Genomic DNA, 20,384 nt, shown 5'->3' on the forward strand with positions numbered 1-20,384 from the left:
CCATCCTCACCCTCGTCCCGCCGCTTCCCCCCCCTCCCTCCCCCCCCCCCCCTCCCCCCCCCCCCCCCCCCCCCCCCCCCCCCCCCCCCCCCCCCCCCCCCCCCCGGACCGAGGGCTCAGTCTGGACCGGGATCCGAAGCGTTTGAGTCGGACGTGCCCGTCACGGCCTGTGAGAGGCCGCTGGAGGCGGCATCCGCCTCGAGGTGGGCGGCGATCAGGTCCAGCAGCTTGTCGGTGTCGACGGGCTTGGTCACGTAGTCGTCCGCTCCCGAAGCCAGGGTGCGCGCCTTGTCCTCCGCGGTCGCCTTCGCCGTGACGGCGATCACGGGCAGGTCTTCGTGCGCGGCCTCGGCGCGGATGGCGGTGATCGTGGCGTTTCCGTCCAGTTCCGGCATCATCACGTCCATCAGGACGAGCGCGGTGTCCTCGTGGCGTTCCAGTGCCCGGATGCCGGCGACGCCGGTCTCGGCGTAGATGACCTCCAGGCCGTTGCGCTCCAGCACGGCGGCCAACGCGAAGACGTTGCGCAGGTCGTCGTCGACGATCAGGATCTTCTCGCCGTGGAACCGCTGCGACGACGTCACGGGGATCACCTGCGGGACGGCCATGATCAGCGGCACGCCGCCGGCCCGCGTGGTCGGGACGACCAGATTCGAGGCGCTCACCGGCAGGTACAGCGTGAACGTGCTGCCCTTGCCGGGTTCGCTGCGGACGCGCAGTTCGCCGCCGAGCAGTTCCGTCAGCTGCTGGCTGATCGACAGGCCCAGTCCGGTGCCGCCGTATTTGCGGCTGGTGGTGCCGTCGGCCTGGCGGAACGCGTCGAAGATGATCGCGAGCTTGTCCGGGGCGATGCCGATCCCGGTGTCCTCGACGGCGAACGCGAGGACGCCAGGGGCTTGCCGGAGCGAGTCGGCTTCGACCTCGCCCGGGTCGGCCATCCGGATGTGCAGGCGCACGCCGCCCTCGTCGGTGAACTTCGCCGCGTTGGACAGCAGGTTCCGCAGCACCTGCTGCAAGCGGTGTTCGTCGGTGTGGATCGACGACGGCACCGGCGGGTCGATCAGGACGGCGAACTCCAGGCCCTTGTCCGAAGTGAGCGGACGGCAGATCGATTCGACGTACTCGACCAGTTCGGGCAGCGTGACGTCGGACATCTGCAGGTCCAAATGACCGGCCTCGACCTTGGCCATGTCGAGGATGTCGTTGATCAGCTGTTGCAGGTCGCTGCCCGCCGAGTAGATCGTCCGCGCGAACTGGACCTGCTTCTCCGACAGGTTCCCGTCCGGGTTCTCCGAAAGCAGTTTCGCGAGGATCAGCGCGCTGTTGAGCGGGGTCCGCAGTTCGTGCGACATGTTCGCCATGAACTCGGACTTGTACTGCGACGCCATGGTCAGCTGCCCGGCACGCTCTTCGAGTTCCTGCCGCGCCTGCTCGATCTCGCTGTTCTTGACCTCGATGTCGCGGTTCTGCTGGGCCAGCAGCGCCGCCTTCTCCGCGAGATCCGTGTTGGAACGGCGCAGTTCCCGTTGCTGTGCCTGCAACTGCTCGGACCGGGCGCGCAGTTCCTGTGCCAGGCGCTGGGATTCGGTCAGCAGCGCCTCGGTGCGCGAGTTCGACTGGATGGTGCTGACGTTGACCGCGATGGTCTCCTTCAGCTGCTCCAGCAGGTCGATGTGGACGGTGCTGAAGGCGTTGATCGTCGCCAGTTCCAGCACGCCGAGCACCTCACCCTGGAACAGCACCGGCAGCACGATCACGTTGACCGGCGCGGCCGAGCCCAGCCCGGAGGAGATGAGCGCGTACTCCGGCGGGGCCTCGTGGACCAGTATCGTGCGGCGGTCGACGGCGGCCTGTCCGATGAGCGACTCGCCGGGGGAGAATCGCAGGCCCGTCTGGGATTTCGCCAGCCCGTAGGTGGCGATGCTCTCCAGGACCGCCTCTTCCTGCTCGTCTTCGCGGGCGAGGAAGAACGCGCCCTGCTGCGCGGACACCAGCGGGGTCAGCTCGGACAGGATCAGCGAAGCCACCGACGCGAGGTCGCGGTGCCCCTGCATGAGCGCGGACAGCCGGGCCAGGTTGGTCTTGAGCCAGTCCTGCTCGCGGTTCGCCCGGGTGGTCTCCTTCAGGTTCGCGATCATCTGGTTGATGTTGTCCTTGAGTTCGGCCACCTCCCCGGACGCGTCGACGGTGATGTGCCGGGTCAGGTCGCCGGCGGTCACCGCGGTGGCCACCTGCGCGATCGCCCGCACCTGGGTGGTCAGGTTCCCGGCCAGCTGGTTCACGCTTTCGGTCAGCCGCGACCACGTGCCCGCGACACCGGGCACCTCCGCCTGACCGCCGAGCGTGCCGTCCGTGCCGACCTCGCGAGCGACCCGGGTGACTTCGGAGGCGAAGGCCGACAGCTGGTCGACCATCGTGTTGATGGTGGTCTTGAGTTCGAGGATCTCGCCGCGCGCGTCGATGTCGATCTTCTTCGACAGGTCGCCCTGCGCCACCGCGGTGGTCACCGTCGCGATGCTGCGGACCTGGCCGGTCAGGTTGTCGGCCATGACGTTCACGTTGTCCGTCAACGCCTTCCACGTGCCCGCCACGTTCGGCACACGGGCCTGGCCGCCGAGGATGCCTTCCGTACCCACCTCGCGGGCGACCCGGGTGACCTCGTCGGCGAACGCGCGCAGCGTCTCGACCATGCTGTTGATCGTTTCGGCGAGGACGGCGACCTCGCCCTGCGCGTCGATCGAGATCTTCTTCGACAGGTCGCCGTTCGCCACCGCCGTCGTCACCGTCGCGATGCTCCGCACCTGATCGGTGAGGTTGGTGGCCATGACGTTGACGTTGTCGGTGAGGTCCTTCCACGTCCCGGCGACGCCGCGCACCTGCGCCTGGCCGCCGAGTTTGCCTTCGGTGCCGACCTCGCGGGACACCCGCGTGACTTCGTCGGCGAACGCCGAGAGCTGGTCGACCATGATGTTGACGGTGTTCTTGAGTTCCAGGATCTCGCCGCGCGCGTCGACGATGATCTTCTGCGTCAGGTCGCCCTTCGCGACGGCGGTGGTGACCTGGGCGATGTTGCGGACCTGGTCGGTCAGGTTCTTCGCCATGAAGTTGACGTTGTCGGTGAGGTCCTTCCAGGTCCCGGCGACGCCGGGCACTTGCGCCTGACCGCCGAGCCGCCCGTCACTGCCGACTTCCCGGGCGACGCGGGTGACTTCGTCGGCGAACGCCGACAGCTGATCCACCATGGTGTTCAGCGTGTTCTTCAGTTCGAGGATCTCGCCCTTGGCGTCGACGGCGATCTTCTGTGAGAGGTCGCCCTTCGCCACCGCTGTCGCCACCTGGGCGATGTTCCGGACCTGCGCGGTGAGGTTGTTCGCCATGAAGTTGACCGACCCGGTGAGGTCGCGCCAGGTCCCGGCGACGCCGGGCACCTGCGCCTGTCCGCCGAGCTGACCTTCCGTGCCGACTTCGCGCGCGACACGCGTGACTTCGTCCGCGAACGACGAGAGCTGGTCGACCATCGTGTTGACGGTCGTCTTCAGTTCGAGGATCTCGCCGCGCGCGTCGACCGTGATCTTCTGCGTCAGGTCACCCTTCGCCACCGCCGTGGTGACCTGGGCGATGTTACGGACCTGGTCGGTCAGGTTGTCCGCCATCTGGTTCACCGAGTCGGTGAGCCCGCGCCACGTGCCCGCCACGCCCGGCACGGTCGCCTGGCCACCGAGACGGCCTTCGCTACCGACTTCGCGCGCCACCCGGGTGACCTCGTCCGCGAACGCCGACAGCTGGTCGACCATGGTGTTCAGCGTGTTCTTGAGTTCGAGGATCTCGCCCTTGGCGTCGACGTTGATCTTCTGCGACAGGTCGCCCTTCGCCACCGCGGTGGCCACCTGGGCGATGTTGCGGACCTGGTCGGTCAGGTTGTCCGCCATCAGGTTCACCGAGTCGGTGAGGTCGCGCCACGTGCCTGCCGCGCCGGGGACCTGCGCCTGACCGCCGAGACGGCCTTCGCTACCCACCTCGCGGGACACCCGGGTCACTTCGTCGGCGAACGCCGAGAGCTGGTCGACCATGATGTTGACGGTGTTCTTCAGCTCCAGGATCTCGCCGCGCGCGTCGACGTTGATCTTCTGGGTCAGGTCGCCCCGTGCCACCGCGGTGGTCACCTGGGCGATGTTGCGGACCTGGTCGGTCAGGTTGCTCGCCATCACGTTGACGTTGTCGGTGAGATCACGCCAGGTGCCCGCCACCCCCGGGACCTCGGCCTGACCGCCGAGCCTTCCTTCGGTGGCGATTTCGCGGGCCACTCTGGTGACCTCGGTCGCGAACCGCGAAAGCTGCTTGATCAGGCCGTTGACCGTCTTCGCGACTTCGGCGAACTGGCCCTGCAGCGGCCGCCCGCCGACTTCCAGCGGCATCGGCTCGGACAGATCGCCCTCCGCGACCGCGCCGAGGACGCGGTTGAGCTCGGCCGTGGGCCTGCTCACGTCCTCGATCAGCCCGTTGACGACATCGACCGCGGTGGCCCAGCCACCGGGACCGATCTCGGCCGCGACGCGCTCGGTCAGCCTGCCTTCCTTGCCGACCGCCTCGCGGACGCGCAGGAGTTCGGTCACCAGTCGCTGGTTCCGTTCGGCGATGTCGTTGAAGGCGCCCGCGAGCTGGGCCGCGAGCCCGTCTCCGTGCGCCACGAGCCGCCGCCGGAAGTTGCCGTCCCCGAGGTCACGAGCCGCCGCGAGCAGGCGTTCCAGGGTCGCTTCGTCCACCTGGCCGCCACCACCTTCCACGGTGAGCCGGTCCCTTTGGGAGTGCTGTGTCATCTGTGTCGACCCTCTCCACCACGCATGCCAAGCCATGGTCGTCGCATCAGCGTGCCATGATTCGACCTACACTTCGAGCCAGTCCGCCCGCTCACACTGCGCTACCCGCAAGGCAGGAGGAGGTCCGGGAATGGTGTCACGGCCCGCCCCGGCCTCGACGTCGCTCCCCTCGGAGTCGTCGCCCACGACGAGCGAGGGGGCGTTGCCCGAATCCGGACGGTTCTGGCGCGAGTTGCTCGAAGACGTTCGTGACGCGGTGCTCGTGCAGGACGTCGGTGGCGCGCTGCGCTGGTCGAACCCCGCCGCCCGTGAGCTGTTCGGCGGCGGCCGTCCGGTGTTGACCGCCGAAGGTCCCGACATCGGGCATGTCGAACACACCGGCCGCCGGTTCCCCGCGCGGATCCGGACGTTGCCCGGCGGCTGGCACGCGTGGACGGTGACTTCCGCGGTCGCGGCCGACGGCCCGCGCGTGGACGGCTTCCTCGCCGCTTCGGCGCCCCGGCTCGCCTCCGCACGGGGACGGCACGGGACGGCGAGGGTGATCGCCGAGGTCGCCGCGGCCGAACTCGCCGACTGCGTGTTCGTCCTCCTGCCGACCACCCGCGGCCGCTGGGAGTGGTGGAGCTGCGACCATCGCACCGAGCACGGCCACGGCCGGATCCGCCGCGTCCCGGCCCAGCTGGCGCCGGTGCTCGCCGGCACCTTCGCCTCCACCGAGGAACCCGAGGCCAAAGCGGTCCCCGAAGAGGAGGTCGCGACGCTGCCCGCGGTCGTCGCGGAGCGGCTCGCCGTCCATTCGTCGGTGACCGTGGTCTCACTGGGGTTCGACGGCGGTGCCGGGGTCACCGGCGCGGTCGTGCTCGGCAGGCGCGGCGCTGCGTCGTTCGGTGAGGATCACCCGCGCGCGGTGACCGAATTCGCCCGCGCGGCCGGCACGGCGCTGGCGAACGCGCACCGCTACGCCCGCCAAGAAGAGGCCACGCGCGGTCTGGAGACCACGCTGCGCCCGACACCGCCGCCGGACGTGCACGGCGTCAAGTTCGACGTCTGGTACGAGCCGTCGGGCGGATTGCTCGACGTCGGCGGCGACTTCTACGACGTCCTGCCGCGCGAAGACGGCGGCGCGATGTTCGTCCTCGGCGACGTCTGCGGAAAGGGTGCCGAAGCGGCGGCGCTCACCGGCCGGGTCCGGCAGAGCCTCGCCGCGCTCGACCTCGTCGAGCACGACAACACGACGTTGCTGAGCCTGCTCAACTCCCTGCTCATCACCGGCGGCAGCGGCCGGTTCGCCACGCTGGTGCTCGGTTCGGTGCTGGCGGGCGAAGACGGTCTCGATGTCACCTTGGCCTCCGGCGGGCATCCCGCCCCGCTGGTGGTGCGCCGCCGCGGCGGGATCGAGGAGATCACCCTGCCCGGCACGCTGGTCGGCATCTCCCCGCAGGCGCGGTTCGCCGAGACGGCCATCCGGCTGGCCGAAGGTGATGTCTGCCTGCTCTACACCGACGGGATCACCGAAGCGCGGCACCACGAGCGGCCGTCCGACCTGTTCGGGGACGAACGGCTGCGTGAACTGCTGACCGGCTGCCGGGGGCTGTCCGGCCGCGAGGTGGTCGCCAGGATCCGGTCCGCGGTACGGGAATGGCTCGGCAGCGGGGCGCATGACGACATCGCCGTCCTCGCCATCGAGGCGTCACGCCCCGTTCAGTAGCCGCACCACCGCCCGCTCCACGATGTCGCGAGCCTCGTTCGGATCGGACACCTTCTCGGCTCTTCGCGCCGCGCGCGCGATGGTCCGATCCTCGTGGAAGGCGGTGACCACGCGAGGGTCCACATAGGACCGTCGCGCCACGGCGGGCGTGTTGCCGAGCCCGTCGGCGACTTCCGTCATCACGGCCTTCTCGACCCGCTTCAACCCTCGTTCGCTGGTGGGTTTCTCCGTGCCGGCGAACGCCGAAGCGGCCAGGACGGTGGCGTTCCAGGTGCGCAGGTCCTTGGCGGTGAAGCCGTCGCCGACGATTTCCCGGAGCCGGTCGTTGATGTCGTCGGCCTTCACCTCGTGCCAGCCGTCACCATTGCGATAAGCGAGCAGACGCACGTCGCCACCCCGCACCCGCCGGAGGGAGCGGACCAGCCGCACCAGCGCCTCGTCCCGCAGCCGGACCTTCCGCTGGATGCCGTGCTTCGCGGGGTAATCGCAGACGAGACATTCGTCGCGGAGTTCGACGTGCTCGCACAGCAACGTCGCCACCCCGTGCGTGCCGTGCTCGTCGGCATAGCTCTCGCCGCCGGTCCGGAAGACGCCCAGGTCGATCATGCGCAGGGCGCCGGCGAGCACGCGCTCCCGTCGCAGGCCGCGGGTGTCGAGATCCTCTCGAACCGTTTCACGCAGCTTGGGCAGCTTCCGTGCCAGCGTGAGGACCCGATCGTGCTTCTCCTCGTCCCTGGCCCGCCGCCATTCGGGGTGGTAGAGGTACTGCCTCCGCCCGGCGTCGTCCACTCCGACGGCCTGGATGTGGGCGTTCTCGTGCGGGGAGATCCACACGCGCCGCCAGGCGGGCGGAATCGCCAGCGCGTTGATTCGCTCGATCGTGTACCGGTCCTTCAGCGGCTCGCCGTCCGGGGTCAGATAGCCGAAGCCACGACCTCTGCGCCGCCTCCGGATTCCGGGGGACACCAGGTCCGCTCGCCGAAGTCGCATGCGGGCTGATACCCGCCGCCGCGCCGGTTCATGCCCATGGTTCGGCGAGCCCGGTCCGGGGTAGTCGGAGAGCGACCAAGACCGGAGGAGGGAAATCCGATGACGACATCGCTGAACGGACGCCGCGTGGCCATCCTCGCCGCGGACGGGGTGGAACAGGTCGAACTGGTCGAACCCCGCAAGGCGGTCACCGACGCCGGGGCGACGGCCGAGGTCGTTTCGCTGGAACCCGGCGAGATCCAGGCCATGAACGGCGACATCGACAAGGCGGACAAGTTCACCGTCGACCGGGTCGTCAAGGACGTCACGGTCGACGACTTCGACGCGCTCGTGCTGCCCGGCGGCACGATGAATCCGGACAATCTGCGCGCGGACGAGAACGCGGTCCGTTTCGTCCGCGACTTCGTGAACAGCGGTAAACCGGTCGGGGTGATCTGCCACGGCCCGTGGACGCTGGTCGAGGCCGACGTCGTCCGCGGCCGCACGCTCACCTCGTACCCCAGCGTGCGCACCGACATCCGCAACGCCGGCGGCATCGTCGTCGACCAGGAGGTCGTCATCGACAACGGCCTGATCTCCAGCCGGAACCCCGGCGACCTGCCCGCCTTCTGCTCCGCGATCGTGACCGCCTTCGCGGGGTAAACGAGTGGCGCGCGTCACAGGTTTGGGGGATCGTGGCGGGGAGAAAAGGAGGTGCCGCGATGACCGTGCATGCCAGACGCTACGGCCGGTGGTGCCGTGAGCACTTCGACACCGAGCCGGAACAGGATTCGAAACAGCCCGCAGCGGCCGCCGCCCCGGACGTCACCGATGCCCGGGCCGAGCAGGCCCAGGCCGGTGACGTCGCCGAGCCGGGTTCGCTCAACTGAGCCTCCGCCGGTACCAGACGCGTTTCGGTCCGGGCAGACCGATTCGCGAGACCAGGTCGGTCACCACGCCGCCGATGATCAGCCACAGCAACGCGGCGAGACCGTCGTTGAACAGGGTGCGCAGTTTCGGGCCGTCCGGGGTGAACAGGTTGCGCAGCCCGAGGGAGACGCCGCGCGACCACTGGTCGATCAGCTGAGCGAACCCGTTCCCCGGATTGGCCTCGCCGAACACGACCAGGATGTGCACGATCAGCACCAGTGCGAAGATCCAGCACACCGCATGGACGACGGCGTTGATGATCCGCACGACGCGGATCCTGGCGGGCGTCTGTTCGACGATCTCTTCCTGCTGCGGTTCACGCGGGTCGTTGATGTAGGTCATCGCCGTCTCCCATCCACTGTGGACATTTCGGCCGGGCGGTCACTCAGTCGGGTGGTCCTGGCTTGCTCTTGGTCGGCGGGTCGGGTTTCGTTTTGCTCGGCTTGCCCGACTTGTCCGGCCGGTCGTGGGAAGCGGTCTTGTCCTTTGGCGTCGAGGTGGCAACGGTGCGTTCGGTGTCGGCCGGCGGATTCGCGGAGACAGGGACGGGCTCGGTCACGACGACCGTGCCCTGTGGCGCCTCCACGGCCTCCGAAGTTCGCCCTTCTTGGCCTGCCGCCGGCGCGGACGTGCCGGTGGCCGCCGGGGGAAATACCGCGCCAGGCCCCGCCGGCGGATTCTCCCCGGTCTGATTGGCCGTCAGCAGGACACCGATGGTGATCGCGGCGGCGGGCGCGCTGATGGCGGCGAACACGGCCGCCCGCTTGCGGGTGGCGGGCGCGAGACGGACCACCTTCGTCCCGGTGGAATCCTCCAGCAGGATGCGCGAGATCGCCGCGGCGGTCGGGCGCTGCGACGGCTTGCGCGCGGTCATCCCGCGCAGCAGCGTCGTCATGGTCACCGACAGCCCGTCGGGGATCCGGGGCGGCCGGTGCAGCCGTCCGACCGCGGCCTCGACCGGCGTCCCGGTGTACTCCCGTTCGCCGGACAGGCATTCGAGCAGGACCAGGCCGAGGGAATAGATGTCGGCGGGCGGGCCGACGTTCTCACCGCGGACCTGTTCGGGCGCCATGTACGCCGCCGTGCCGACGACGCCGCCGGTCTCGGTCACCCTGGTCGCGTCGAAGGCGTGAGCCACCCCGAAGTCGCCGATCATGGGGCCGTCGTCAGCCAGCAGGATGTTCGCCGGTTTAAGGTCACGGTGGGTGATGCCGTGCGCGTGGACATGCGCGAGCGCGTCGGCCAGCCGGGCGGCCAGCTCGACGACCGCGTCCCGGGAGAGCGGGCCCGAGCGCAGGCGCTGGGCCAGATTCGGCCCGTCGACCAAGCGCATCGTCAGATAGGAATAGCCGTCGTCGGAACCCGCGTCGTACAGCGGGACGAGCCCGGGATGGCGGACCGCGCTGAGGGTCTGGATCTCCTGCTCCCGGCGGCGCTCGTCCCGGAGCATCGTGTCGGCGTGGAACAGTTTCAGTGCGACTTCGCGCCCTTCGCGCAGGTCATGAGCTCGGAAGACGCGCGCGGTCGCACCGCGACCGAGCAGTTCCCCGACCTCATACCGGCCGGCGAGCCTGGGCGGAAGATGGTCCGGGTCGTGGACGTTCAGGGTGAACCGGCGCTGAGTGATTCCGGCATCAGGCTCCCCGTGCTCCTCGACCTCGCCGTCAGCGCGCGGACCCGCGTCGTCCATCGGTGCTACCTCCGTCTCACCGGCCGAACGCCGTATACCCGGTCCGGCTCCGGGCGAAACAAGGTTTGAGAGCGTACCGGAGGAGATCCGCGGGTTCACCCTGAACGGCGGGCAACCCCGGCGGGGGCCGGACGTCTCGTGGTCATGAAGCCGAACCGGTGGGCCGCGCTCGCCGCCACCGCACTGACCACCCTGGCCGTTTTCGCCCCGCCCGCCGCCGCCGATTCGGCCGTGCCCAAGGGTTTCGCCCCCGCTTCGACGAGCTGGACCGGGCCGCTGCGCGGCTTCGTCCTCGGTTTCTCCCCGTGCGGCAGGCCGGGTTGGTGCGCGTCCCTGCTGTCGACGGCCGACGGCGGGAAGCGGTGGCGGCGCGTCGGCGAACCGCCGATCTCCTTGCCGGACAACCACAATCAGGTCAAGCTCACGGTGATCGACGAGCGTGACTTCTTCCTCTCCGACGGCACCCGGCTGCTCGCCAGCCACGACGGTGGCGGCAAGTGGTCCGAGGTCCGGCTCGCCGGTGTCCGGGAACCTTTCTACATTTCGAAAATCACCGAAGCGGGGCCCCGGGTGTTCGCGATGGTCACCGGCTTCGGCAGCCCGTCGACGACGACGCTGTACGCGGGGATCTCCGGTACGAGGCTCCTTCAGCCTGTCCCCGGGTTCACCGTCACCGGCTCTTCCACCTACGGAGACGTCGTCACCACCGGCGGGATCCAGGTGTCGATGGGAGCGGATTACCGCGTCCAGAAGTACTGGACGTCATCCGACGGCCTGATCTTCGCTCCCGCGCCGCCGCCCTGCCCGGCGGACGGCGCGGCTTCACTGAGCGGAGTCCGGCAGGGGCGGGTGCTGGCGTTGTGCAGTGGGGGACCGGGGACGCCGCAGCCGGGGGCGACCGTCCGGCGGCTGTGGCGCGCGCCGAAGCTCGGCGGTCACTTCACCGGCACGGCGCAGGCGCCCACCCTCGGGATCAACCAGAGCTTCAGCGCGGCGTCGCCCTCGGCGGCGACCGTCGCCGCGGAAGGCGGCGGCACCGGATTCCTGCACAGCACCGCCGACGGCGGGGTGACCTGGACGACGACGGTGCTCAGCGGCCGCGGCGTCTGCCTCAACGATCTGGACTTCCCGGACGAACGGGTGGGCGTGGTCGTGGACGGGCTGCCCGACGCCGACGGCGGATCGGCCGTGTACCGCACCACCGATGGCGGTGGCACCTGGCGTGAGCTCGTCTTCGGGTGATCGTCGCAGGTGGGCAAGGCCCTGTGGGAAGGTTCACGTGAATGCGCGCCATGTCGTAATCTGTGTACGGTCCGTCGATGTCGAGGGAGCCGTGGGCACGTTCACGTGGCCCATGCGCGGCTGAAGGGTGGAACGTGTCCATGGCTTCGGACGAGGTCCGGTCTGTGCCGAGGCGGCCGCTTCCCCTCGACTACAGCAAGCCCAACCTCGCCCGGATGAAGGACGTCCTTCTCGGCGGGCACGATTACTACGAGGTCGACAGGCGGGCGGTCGACGACCTGCTCACCCTCGCCCCCGACGCCGCCGCGATGGCCAAGGAGTTCCGCTCCTGGGCGAACCGGGTGGTCCGGTTCCTCGCCGGCGCCCGCGGTATCGATCAGTTCCTCGACCTGGGTTCCGGCCTGCCCACCGCGGAGAACACCCATCAGGCGGCGCAGCGGTACAACCCCGACGCGCTGGTCGTCTACGTCGACCACGACCCGGTCGTCCAGGCGCACGGGCTGGCGCTGCTGGAGGACCATCTCGTCCACGTCAGCGGCGCGGATCTGACCGATCCGGAGCAGACCCTCGCCGATCCGGTGGTCGCCGAGCACATCGAACTCGACCGCCCGGTCGCGGTGATCCTGAACTCGGTGCTGCACCACATCGAAGATTTCGGCAGGGCGCGGGCCGTCGTCCGCGCCTACGTCGACGCGATCGCGCCGGGGTCCTACCTCCTGATCACCCACGACTTCACCCCCGGCGAAGGCGCGCGCGGCGCGCTCGCCAGGAAACTCGACGACCTCATGGCAAGCACCGGGCACCGCACCGTGCACCGAAGCCGAGCGGAGATCAAGTCACTGTTCGACGGGCTGGAAGTCCTCGAGCCCGGTGTGGTCCACCTGCACGAATGGTGGCCGGAAGGCCCGCGCCTCGCGCCGCTGACCGAGCTGAACCACCTGAGCCTCGGCGGAGTGGGGATCAAGCTCTAGGAACACGCTTGGTCGAAGTGGTCGTGAGTGGCGTTTCGGGTTCCAGCCCGAGCCTGTATTTGCCTATCCACGGGAATCCGGGCTTGTCTCGCTGCCGTTGGGGTTCGTGCTGGGTGGTGTGAGCGGGGAGGGTTCCGGGCGAGACCGGAACGCCCTCTCGTCGATGGAGGAATCGGACACTCAACGTCCCGATTCCTCCATCGTCGACATCCCGGCGCACGCTGAGCGCGCGAGACCGGCCTGGTCAGGCGTAGGTGAGCGAATACCGGTCCGTTCTGACCCGAAACGCCACTCACGACCCGCCCGCCTCAGGCTTTCAGGGAGCTGAAGAGCGCCGTCAGTTCGTCGTGGGCGGTGCCGAAGTCCTCGGTGTTACCGGTCATCGCCAGTTCCAGCGTCTCGCCGTCGGAGAGCTCCAGCGTCAGGTACACGGTGAGCTTCCGGCGGGGGAAGCCGCCCGCGACGATGTCCGTGAACGGGATCCGCCGCGCGCCCGGTTCGGCGCGAAGATCGTCGAGGCCGCGCTCCCGCAGCTTCCGGACCCGTTTGCGGTCCGAAACCCCGCGCGCCCCGATCAGACCGGCCAGTCCGCGACGGACCAGCACCGAGCGCGCCATCGGCAGCAACACCACTTCGGTGTCGCAGACGATCAGGTCGTAGAGCCTCCGCTTGGCCTTCAGCGCGGTGAACAGCCCGAGCATCCGGGCTTCGGCGGGATCCGGCTCCGGTTGGGGCTCCTGCTTGCAGAAGTACGCGGCGGGCACGTTCAGCAGCTGCAGGTTGTGGACCAGTTCGTCGACCGCGCGCGGGCTCCGCACCGCCGGGGCGACCAGCTCGACGACGTCGAACGGCTCGCCGTCGCCGAGGCACAGTTCCCAGCCGCCGCCCCAGTTCAGGCGGTGCGCGGCGACGCCGTTGTCGATCATCGCGGCGGTGACGGTGTCGGCGAACAGCTCTGTCACCAGTTCGAGGCCCTCTTCGCGGGACGGAGCCCGCAGGGGCCTGGCGAGCGCTTCGGCGTCACCGTCGCGCAGGACCCGCACGACCTCGCCGATCGTGCCGCGCGGAGCCAGCCTGCTTTCGAGACCGGCCGAGGTCAGCAGCCTCGCGCCCTCCGCCACCGACGCCCGGCCCGCGCGTTTGACGACTTCGTCCCAGTCCGCGCGGGGCCCGACGTCGCGGATCAGCACGTCCAGCTCCGCCTTGGGCACGTCGACCTTCGGCGCCCCCAGCAGCGACCAGCCCGGCCGCGCGTCCGGCTTCACCGGGTTGTCCGGCACACCGGCCAGCGCGGCGATCCGGCGCTTCGTGGGCGGATGACTGTCGTATTTCGACAGCTCTTCGCCGTCGACGATGTCTTCGGCGTACTCGGCCACCCAGTCCCGCTGGACGGGGTGATTGAGGTACGACCGGAACCCCAGCAGCACCGGCGGGGTGCGCCGCGCCGCCGCGCCGAGTGAGAGGTAGCGCTCGGCGTAGTCCTTCCACAGCGGGCTCAGCGTCGCGACCTTCCTCAACGCCGCTGCCGCCGTCCGGCTGCCCGCCGCGAGCACCGAAGCCTCGTCGGCCTGTAGTTCCTGCCGCCGGTTCGCCGATCGGGCGGCCACCAGATACAGCTTCGAGTAGGCGGAGAGCAACGCCCTGGCGGGGCCGCCGTCCAGCCTGTCGACGGTGAAGGCGAGCGTCTGGGTGCCCCGGTAGGTCAGCGCGAGCAAGCGGGTGTGGCCGCCGCTGTAGTGCCCTAGTTCGTGCGCCAGCACCGAACGCAGCTCGCTCACGCTCATCGCGGCCAGCAACGGCAGCCCGATCAGCATCGTGCGGCGGCCCGGCCGCAGACCGAGGAACCGGGCGTCCTCGCTGACCGCCGCGTTGATCTCCCCGATCAGCACGATCTCGTCCGGCGGCCGCGTCTTCACCTGGGCGGCGAGGTCGTCGATCATCTGCCACAACGCGGGATGGGCGTCGCGGCCCAGCCGCGGCCCCTCGATCGGGGGACGCCGCGCCCGCAACGCGCTCACCAGCCCAAAACCCAGCGCGACCATGATCGCGAGCCCGGCGAGCATGACGTACAGGCCGATCTTGCCCTGGATCCGCAGGCCCGCCAGCACACTGGCGACACCCACCGCGACGACCACCACTGGGAACGCCACGAGCAGAAGTGTCGCGAGGACGGCGCGTCCTCGGGCCTGCATCGTCCGGTTACCTCTTTTCGCACAAGTGCCGTCTGTGCGGCCGAATAGTAACCGGCTACACAGCGGGCTCGGGCGAGAACGAAGAGCTATGCCCGCTACCTGCGAAGGTCGTGAAGGCCTCCTCAAGGGTCCATCCATGCCCCCGCCACCGCCCTCGACGGAGGCGCTTCGCGCCGCAGCGCTGATTCAAGCCCCTCGCGGAGGCCTTCACGGACAGCGGACCGCTCTCAGGCGACGTTGAAGGTGTCGGGGTCCGGCCCGGTCCGCTCGCCCCGGTCCAGCACGGACAGCGAAGCGACGTCCTCATCCGAAAGCGTGAACCCGAAGACGTCGAGGTTCTCCTTGATCCGCGACGGCGTCACGGACTTCGGGATCACGACGTTGCCCAGCTGCAGGTGCCACCGCAGCACGATCTGTGCCGGTGTGCGGCCGTGCTTCGAAGCCAGCGCCTTGATCGCGTCTTCGCCGAGCAGGTCGCCGCCCTTGGCCAGCGGGCTCCACGCTTCGGTCGCGATGCCGTGCTTCGCGTCGTACTCGCGCACCTCGGCCTGCCGCAGGTACGGGTGCACCTCGACCTGGTTGACCGCCGGGGTCACGGAAGCGGCGTCGAGAAGCCGTTCGAGGTGCGCGGGCTGGAAGTTGGACACGCCGATCGCGCGCACCCGGCCGTCGGCGTAGAGCTTCTCGAAGGCCTTCCACGTGTCCCGGTAGAGATCGCGCTCCGGTGTCGGCCAGTGGATGAGATACAGATCCAGCTTCTCCAGGCCCAGTTTGGCCAGGCTGGCGTCGAACGCCTTCAGCGTGGCGTCGTAGCCCTGGTCGCTGTTCCACAGTTTGGTGGTGATGAACAGCTCGTCGCGGGCGATCCCGGACTCGGCGAGCGCCTTGCCGACGCCCGTTTCGTTGCCGTAGACGGTGGCGGTGTCGATGCTGCGGTAGCCCGCGTCCAGCGCGGCCTTCACGGCGGCGGTGGTCTCCTCGTCCGGCACCTGGAAGACGCCGAACCCGAGCCGCGGCATCGCCACCCCGTTGTTGAGCTCGACGGTGGGAATGTCGGTCACTTGCGTTCCTTTCGTGGGTACTCGCGGGTCAGGCGGCGGGGACCAGTTCGGCGCGACGAGCCTTTCGCCGCCCCTTGTCGAGCATGCCGGAGATGACCGCGACCAGCAGTCCGGCGAGCGCGAGCCCGGCGCCGATCCAGTTGGGCGCGGTGTAGCCGAGCCCCGCGTCGATGGCCTTGCCGCCGAGCCACGCGCCCGCGGCGTTGCCGAGGTTGAACGCGGCGATGTTGGCGGCCGAAGCCAGCGCGGGTGCGCCTTCGGCCTTGTTCATGACGCGGGCCTGCAGCGGCGCGACGGTCGCGAAACCGGCGGCGCCGAAGACCGCGATGGTGATCGCGGCGGGAAGCTGGGCGTGCGCGGTGAAGACGAACACGACCAGCACGGCCGCGAGCACGGCGAGGATGACGTACAGGCTGGGCATCAGCGACCGGTCGGCCGCCCTGCCGCCGAGCAGGTTGCCGACGAACAGACCGGCGCCGAACAGCACCAGCAACCAGGTCACCGCGCCGGGGGAGAAGCCGGCGACCTCGGTCATCATCGGGGCGATGTAGGTGAAGGAGGCGAACACCCCGGCGAAGCCGAGCGCCGTCATCGCCAGCGCGAGCCACACCTGCGGACGGCGGAACACGGCCAGTTCGCCGCGGAGCCCCGCGCTCTTCGTCGTCGCCTGGACGGGGACCAGCGCGAGGATCCCGATCAGGCCGATCACCCCGAGCGCGCTGACCGCCCAGAACGTCGAGCGCCAGCCCAGCGCCTGGCCGAGCGCGGTACCGGCGGGGACGCCGAGGACGTTGGCGACGGTCAGCCCGGTGAACATCATCGCGATGGCGCCCGCCCGCTTGTTCGGCGCGACCAGCGAGGCCGCGACGACCGCGCCGACGCCGAAGAACGCGCCGTGCGAGAGCGCGGCGACCACACGGCCGGTCATCAGCAGGCCGTAGGTGGTGGCCAGCGCGGAAACGACGTTGCCGGCGACGAACAGGACCATCAGGCCGACGAGGACCGTCTTGCGCGGTACCCGCGAAGCGAGCGCCGTGAGTACCGGGGCGCCGACCACGACGCCGAGGGCGTATCCGGAGATCAGCAGCCCCGCGGACGGGATCGAGACGCCGAAATCGCCCGCGACCTCGGGCAACAGGCCCATGATCACGAACTCGGTGGTGCCGATCCCGAAGGCGCTGATCGCCAGTGCGAGCAGAGCGGCAGGCATGGGGTTCTCACTTCTTCCCGTAGAGTGGTGTTACTGGCGTGAGCAACTACGAGCGTCCGAAATAGTTGCACGCGCCGTATATTGCACACGCTTGATGGTGCACGACGCAACGAAGCTCGGGCAACCGGGGAAGAGGTGAACCGTGTCACTGGCCGACGACGCCGTGGAGGCACGCGCGCAGGGCTGGCGGACCCTGGCCGCACTGCACGCGCGGATCGAGGACGCGCTCGAGCGCGCGCTGGCGCAGAAGCACGAGCTGTCCGTCACCGAGTACACCGTGCTGGATGTGCTCGCCCGCCAGGACGGTTTCCATCTGCGGATGAACCAGCTGTCGAACGCCGTCGTGCTCAGCCAGTCGGCGACGACCCGGCTGGTGTCGCGGCTGGAGGACCGGGGCCTGCTGCAGCGGTACCTGTGCCCGGACGACCGGCGGGGGATCTACACCGAGGTCACGCCTGCCGGGCAGGAACTGCTCGCGGCCGCGAGGCCGACGCACGACACCGTCCTCACCGGGGCCCTCGCCGCCGCCGAGGAACTCCCCGAACTCGCGCCCTTGGTAGCCGCGCTCGGAAAGCTCACCTTCGCCCGATCCTGACCGCCGCGAGCAGGTGACTACTCGCGAGCCGGGCTGGCAAGGTGAGGGCGTGGAAGATCTTCTGTTGCGCCGGGTCCGGGTCGGCTTGGCGGGTTCCCTGTCGGACGTGCTGATCAAGGGCGGCAGGGTCGCCGCCATCGCGGGGCCGGGGCAGGCGGGTGAGGCGTCGGAGATCCTGGACGGGCACGGCGGCACGCTGCTGCCCGGCCTCGTCGACGCGCATGTGCACACCGCGCAGTGGTCGGCCGCGCGCCGCCGGCTTCCGCTGGGGGAGGCGACGTCGGCCGCGCACACGGTCGAACTCGTGCTCGCCCATCTGCTGGCGAATCCCGTGCCGCCCGGGGATCTCGTCCTGGGCGCCGGGTTCCGCGACGGCCTTTGGCCCGACGCCCCGCACAAGGACCTGCTGCAGAAGGCGCTGCCCGGGCATCCGGTCGCCCTGTTCAGCGCCGACCTCCACACGCTGTGGCTCAGTCCCGCCGCGCTGAAACTCATCGGCCGCGAGCACCCGACCGGCGTGCTGCTGGAGAACGACTGCATGAGCGCGACGGCCGAACTCCCGGTCGCCCCCGACGACGTCATCGACGGCTGGGTCGCCGACGCGCTCGCCGCGGCGGCCGCCCGAGGCGTCACCAAGATCGTCGACTACGAGTACACCGACACCGTCACCGACTGGCGGCGACGGCTGGCACGGAAATCCCTGCCGGTCCGGATCTCCTGCGTGATCGCGAAGTACCTGCTCGACACCGCCGTCGAACGCGGCCACCGCACCGGCGACGTCCTCGAAGACACGGGCGGCCTGCTCACGGTCGGCCCGTACAAGCTGTTCGTCGACGGTTCGCTGAACACCCGCACCGCGTACTGCGTGGGCCACTACGCCGGAACTGAGTCCCACGGACTGCTCGAACTGCCGCCCGAGGAGCTGGAACCGTTGATGCGCGAGGCTTCCCGGCACGGCCTTTCCCCGGCTGTGCACGCGATCGGCGATCACGCCAACAAGATCGCGCTCGACGCCTTCGCCCGCGTCGGGTGCTCGGGCCGCATCGAACACGCGCAGCTGCTGTGTGCCGAGGACGTCGCGCGCTTCGCCGAACTGGGGGTCGTGGCGAGTGTGCAGCCCGCCCATCAGCCGGACGACCGCGACGTCGCCGACCGGCACTGGCACGGCTGGACCGATCGGGCCTTCCCTTACGGCGCTTTGCATCGCGCCGGGGTGCGGCTGGAGTTCGGCTCCGACGCGCCGGTCGCGCCGCTGGATCCGTGGGACGCGATCGCGTCGGCGGTCAGCCGCACCGACGACGACCGGCCGCCGTGGCATCCCGAGCAGGCCATGCCACTGGAGGCCGCGCTCGCGGCGTCCTCCGGCGGCCGGACCGGAGTGGCTGTCGGGGACGTCGCGGATCTGGTCATCACCGCGGTGGACCCGTCGCGGTTGTCCCCGGCCGGGCTGCGCGACACCCCCGTCACCGCCACCGTCATGAACGGCCGGATCACCTACGCGTCTTGAGTCTTTTCTTGCCCGGGCGCAACGCCTCAATGAAAGGGCATGGATCACCGCCTGCTCGACCGGCTCCGGGACCTCCACGGCTCCTTGGGCACCGACATCAGCTTCGTCACCCGGATGGTCGAGGACGACGTGCCGCGCGCCGACGTCCTCCGTGATCTCGGGGAACGGCTCACCGACCTCGGCGGCGCGCTGCTGCGCCGCTCCGACGACGTCAACGCCGACGTGCTGGCGAGGCTGCCCGACGACGGCTGGCTACCGGGGGCGGGCGAGCACCACCAGTCGCTGAGCGTGGCCCACCACGTCGGCAAGCGGCCGCTGCGCTGCGGGCGGATCTATCTCGCCCTCTGCGGAGCGCCGTGCTTTCCCTTCTACGGCACGGACCCCTCCGGCCGGACCGCGCGGCACGAGCGGTGCCCGGCCTGCCGGGACCGCCTGTTCCGGTGATGGGCCGTTCTTCGCCCTCGACGTCGTGCTCGTCACGCTGGTGCTGCGCGAGGACCGGCGGCCGAAAGGGGATCGCGTCACGGCCTGACCGCCCGGTTCAGGCCGCGACGCGAAACTTTTCCGTGGTGACCTCCGCGCCGGGCGGATCCACCACGATCGCGGTGGCGTTGTCGGAGCCACCGAGCGAGATCGCCGTCCGCACCAGCTTGGTGGCCGCCCTGTCCGGCATCCCGAGGATGTCGAGCATGGTCGGACCACTGAGCGTCTTGTGCACACCGTCGCTGGTGAGCACGAGCCCGCCGGTCGTGACGGTGACCGTGCCGATCTCGTGCGCACCGGCCGTGCGGACGCTGGTGGTGACGACGTGTTCCATCCGCGGTGTCACAGGCTGTTCGTGGTCGCGGAAGTATTGCGCGAGCGTATGGTCCTTGGTCACCTGCCGCACGTTGTGACCGTCCCAAGCGTACGCCCGCGCGTCCCCGACCCACGCGATGCCATACCCCTCGTCGGTCCGGACGGCCACGACGAGGACACAGTCACCGGTCTCGCCGAGTCCGAGCACAGCGCGCTGAGCAGCGAGAACAGCTCCGGCGGCGCCTTGCTCGATCGGTGTCCGGGCCGCCGCCGAAGCCGCGGTCCGCGCCGCTCGTCCCGCGTTCGGGTGATCTCCGACGCCATCGGCCAGCGCGAACACGATTCCCCGGCCGCCCGCGGCCGCATACGCCGCGACGGCGTCCGCGTTGTGCTCGCGCGGGCCCTGCGCGCTCGCCGTGTGCCAGCGTGGAAGCTCCCTCATGGTCTTCTCCTCACCCCTGGGTGATCCGCGTCCTTCCAGCGTCCGCCACTTTCCTGTGGACGACCTGAGGGTGGGGTGATAGCCGGCTGTCGAAGGTGAGGCGGTTGTCCCTTGACTGACCGAGTCGCCGTGCTTGGCCGGAGGTGGGGGGGGGGGGGGGGGGGGATGGTAGCGGCGTACGCACGGCCCGCGTTGTTGACGCTATTCTTATCGCCCCTGGCTTGGCCTCCTCCATCGCGCGCCCCCACCCCC

16 protein-coding genes are annotated in these 20,384 nt (G+C 69.9%); 8 read left to right on the forward strand and 8 right to left on the reverse strand.

Annotation, left to right across the window (positions count from 1 at the left end; all coding sequences use genetic code 11):
- Positions 1 to 116 precede the first annotated feature (116 nt).
- Complete coding sequence (locus tag ACZ6DT_RS36680) at positions 117 to 4,763, reverse strand: HAMP domain-containing protein (protein WP_465603810.1); 4,647 nt, start codon at positions 4,761 to 4,763, stop codon at positions 117 to 119.
- A 184-nt stretch (positions 4,764 to 4,947) separates the two neighbouring features.
- On the opposite strand from ACZ6DT_RS36680, the gene ACZ6DT_RS36685 reads away from it, so the two are divergent.
- Positions 4,948 to 6,525 (forward strand): SpoIIE family protein phosphatase, encoded by a 1,578-nt coding sequence (locus ACZ6DT_RS36685; protein WP_465603812.1) that lies wholly within the window; start codon positions 4,948 to 4,950, stop codon positions 6,523 to 6,525.
- Here the strand turns inward: ACZ6DT_RS36685 and ACZ6DT_RS36690 are convergent.
- Positions 6,508 to 7,515, reverse strand: coding sequence for a DNA topoisomerase IB (locus ACZ6DT_RS36690; RefSeq protein WP_465603814.1), 1,008 nt, complete (start codon positions 7,513 to 7,515; stop codon positions 6,508 to 6,510). The genes ACZ6DT_RS36685 and ACZ6DT_RS36690 overlap by 18 nt on opposite strands.
- A gap of 99 nt (positions 7,516 to 7,614) precedes the next feature.
- On the opposite strand from ACZ6DT_RS36690, the gene ACZ6DT_RS36695 reads away from it, so the two are divergent.
- Together ACZ6DT_RS36695 and ACZ6DT_RS36700 are read left to right on the forward strand one after the other, a co-directional pair.
- Positions 7,615 to 8,157, forward strand: coding sequence for a type 1 glutamine amidotransferase domain-containing protein (locus tag ACZ6DT_RS36695; protein WP_465603815.1), 543 nt, complete (start codon positions 7,615 to 7,617; stop codon positions 8,155 to 8,157).
- A gap of 59 nt (positions 8,158 to 8,216) precedes the next feature.
- Positions 8,217 to 8,384 (forward strand): hypothetical protein, encoded by a 168-nt coding sequence (locus tag ACZ6DT_RS36700; protein WP_465603817.1) that lies wholly within the window; start codon positions 8,217 to 8,219, stop codon positions 8,382 to 8,384.
- On the opposite strand, the gene ACZ6DT_RS36705 is transcribed toward ACZ6DT_RS36700, so the two are convergent.
- Both ACZ6DT_RS36705 and ACZ6DT_RS36710 read right to left on the reverse strand, forming a co-directional pair.
- A complete protein-coding gene (locus tag ACZ6DT_RS36705; RefSeq protein ID WP_465603819.1) occupies positions 8,377 to 8,766 on the reverse strand; it encodes a hypothetical protein in 390 nt (129 codons plus the stop codon). The genes ACZ6DT_RS36700 and ACZ6DT_RS36705 overlap by 8 nt on opposite strands.
- A 43-nt stretch (positions 8,767 to 8,809) precedes the next feature.
- A complete protein-coding gene (locus ACZ6DT_RS36710) occupies positions 8,810 to 10,114 on the reverse strand; it encodes a serine/threonine-protein kinase (protein ID WP_465603821.1) in 1,305 nt (434 codons plus the stop codon).
- 144 nt (positions 10,115 to 10,258) lie between these two features.
- Between ACZ6DT_RS36710 and ACZ6DT_RS36715 the strand changes: the two genes are divergently transcribed.
- Positions 10,259 to 11,356, forward strand: a complete 1,098-nt coding sequence (locus ACZ6DT_RS36715) for a WD40/YVTN/BNR-like repeat-containing protein (protein WP_465603823.1) — start codon at positions 10,259 to 10,261, stop codon at positions 11,354 to 11,356.
- Positions 11,357 to 11,496: 140 nt separating this feature from the next.
- Complete coding sequence (locus ACZ6DT_RS36720; protein WP_465603825.1) at positions 11,497 to 12,327, forward strand: SAM-dependent methyltransferase; 831 nt, start codon at positions 11,497 to 11,499, stop codon at positions 12,325 to 12,327.
- 308 nt (positions 12,328 to 12,635) lie between these two features.
- Here the strand turns inward: ACZ6DT_RS36720 and ACZ6DT_RS36725 are convergent, their stop codons facing one another.
- The 3 genes from ACZ6DT_RS36725 to ACZ6DT_RS36735 all read right to left on the reverse strand — a co-directional run bounded on the left by ACZ6DT_RS36725 (position 12,636) and on the right by ACZ6DT_RS36735 (position 16,790).
- The gene (locus ACZ6DT_RS36725; RefSeq protein ID WP_465603827.1) at positions 12,636 to 14,477 is read right to left on the reverse strand and encodes a M48 family metalloprotease; all 1,842 of its coding nucleotides are present in this window, start codon (positions 14,475 to 14,477) and stop codon (positions 12,636 to 12,638) included.
- A 269-nt stretch (positions 14,478 to 14,746) separates the two neighbouring features.
- Positions 14,747 to 15,580: an aldo/keto reductase gene (locus ACZ6DT_RS36730; RefSeq protein WP_465603829.1), complete on the reverse strand. Its 834-nt coding sequence runs from the start codon at positions 15,578 to 15,580 to the stop codon at positions 14,747 to 14,749.
- A 28-nt stretch (positions 15,581 to 15,608) separates the two neighbouring features.
- Positions 15,609 to 16,790 (reverse strand): MFS transporter, encoded by a 1,182-nt coding sequence (locus ACZ6DT_RS36735; protein WP_465603831.1) that lies wholly within the window; start codon positions 16,788 to 16,790, stop codon positions 15,609 to 15,611.
- Positions 16,791 to 16,932: 142 nt separating this feature from the next.
- Between ACZ6DT_RS36735 and ACZ6DT_RS36740 the strand changes: the two genes are divergently transcribed.
- Genes ACZ6DT_RS36740 through ACZ6DT_RS36750 form a run of 3 tightly spaced genes read left to right on the forward strand, consistent with a single transcriptional unit; the run spans position 16,933 to position 19,336 of the window.
- A complete protein-coding gene (locus ACZ6DT_RS36740; RefSeq protein WP_465603833.1) occupies positions 16,933 to 17,385 on the forward strand; it encodes a MarR family winged helix-turn-helix transcriptional regulator in 453 nt (150 codons plus the stop codon).
- A 49-nt stretch (positions 17,386 to 17,434) separates the two neighbouring features.
- The gene (locus ACZ6DT_RS36745; RefSeq protein WP_465603835.1) at positions 17,435 to 18,892 is read left to right on the forward strand and encodes an amidohydrolase; all 1,458 of its coding nucleotides are present in this window, start codon (positions 17,435 to 17,437) and stop codon (positions 18,890 to 18,892) included.
- A 39-nt stretch (positions 18,893 to 18,931) separates the two neighbouring features.
- Positions 18,932 to 19,336, forward strand: a complete 405-nt coding sequence (locus tag ACZ6DT_RS36750) for a hypothetical protein (protein WP_465603837.1) — start codon at positions 18,932 to 18,934, stop codon at positions 19,334 to 19,336.
- Positions 19,337 to 19,433: 97 nt separating this feature from the next.
- Here the strand turns inward: ACZ6DT_RS36750 and ACZ6DT_RS36755 are convergent, their stop codons facing one another.
- Positions 19,434 to 20,132, reverse strand: coding sequence for a PP2C family protein-serine/threonine phosphatase (locus ACZ6DT_RS36755; RefSeq protein WP_465603839.1), 699 nt, complete (start codon positions 20,130 to 20,132; stop codon positions 19,434 to 19,436).
- Positions 20,133 to 20,384 lie beyond the last annotated feature (252 nt).

This window comes from Amycolatopsis sp. NPDC041971, assembly GCF_055588925.1.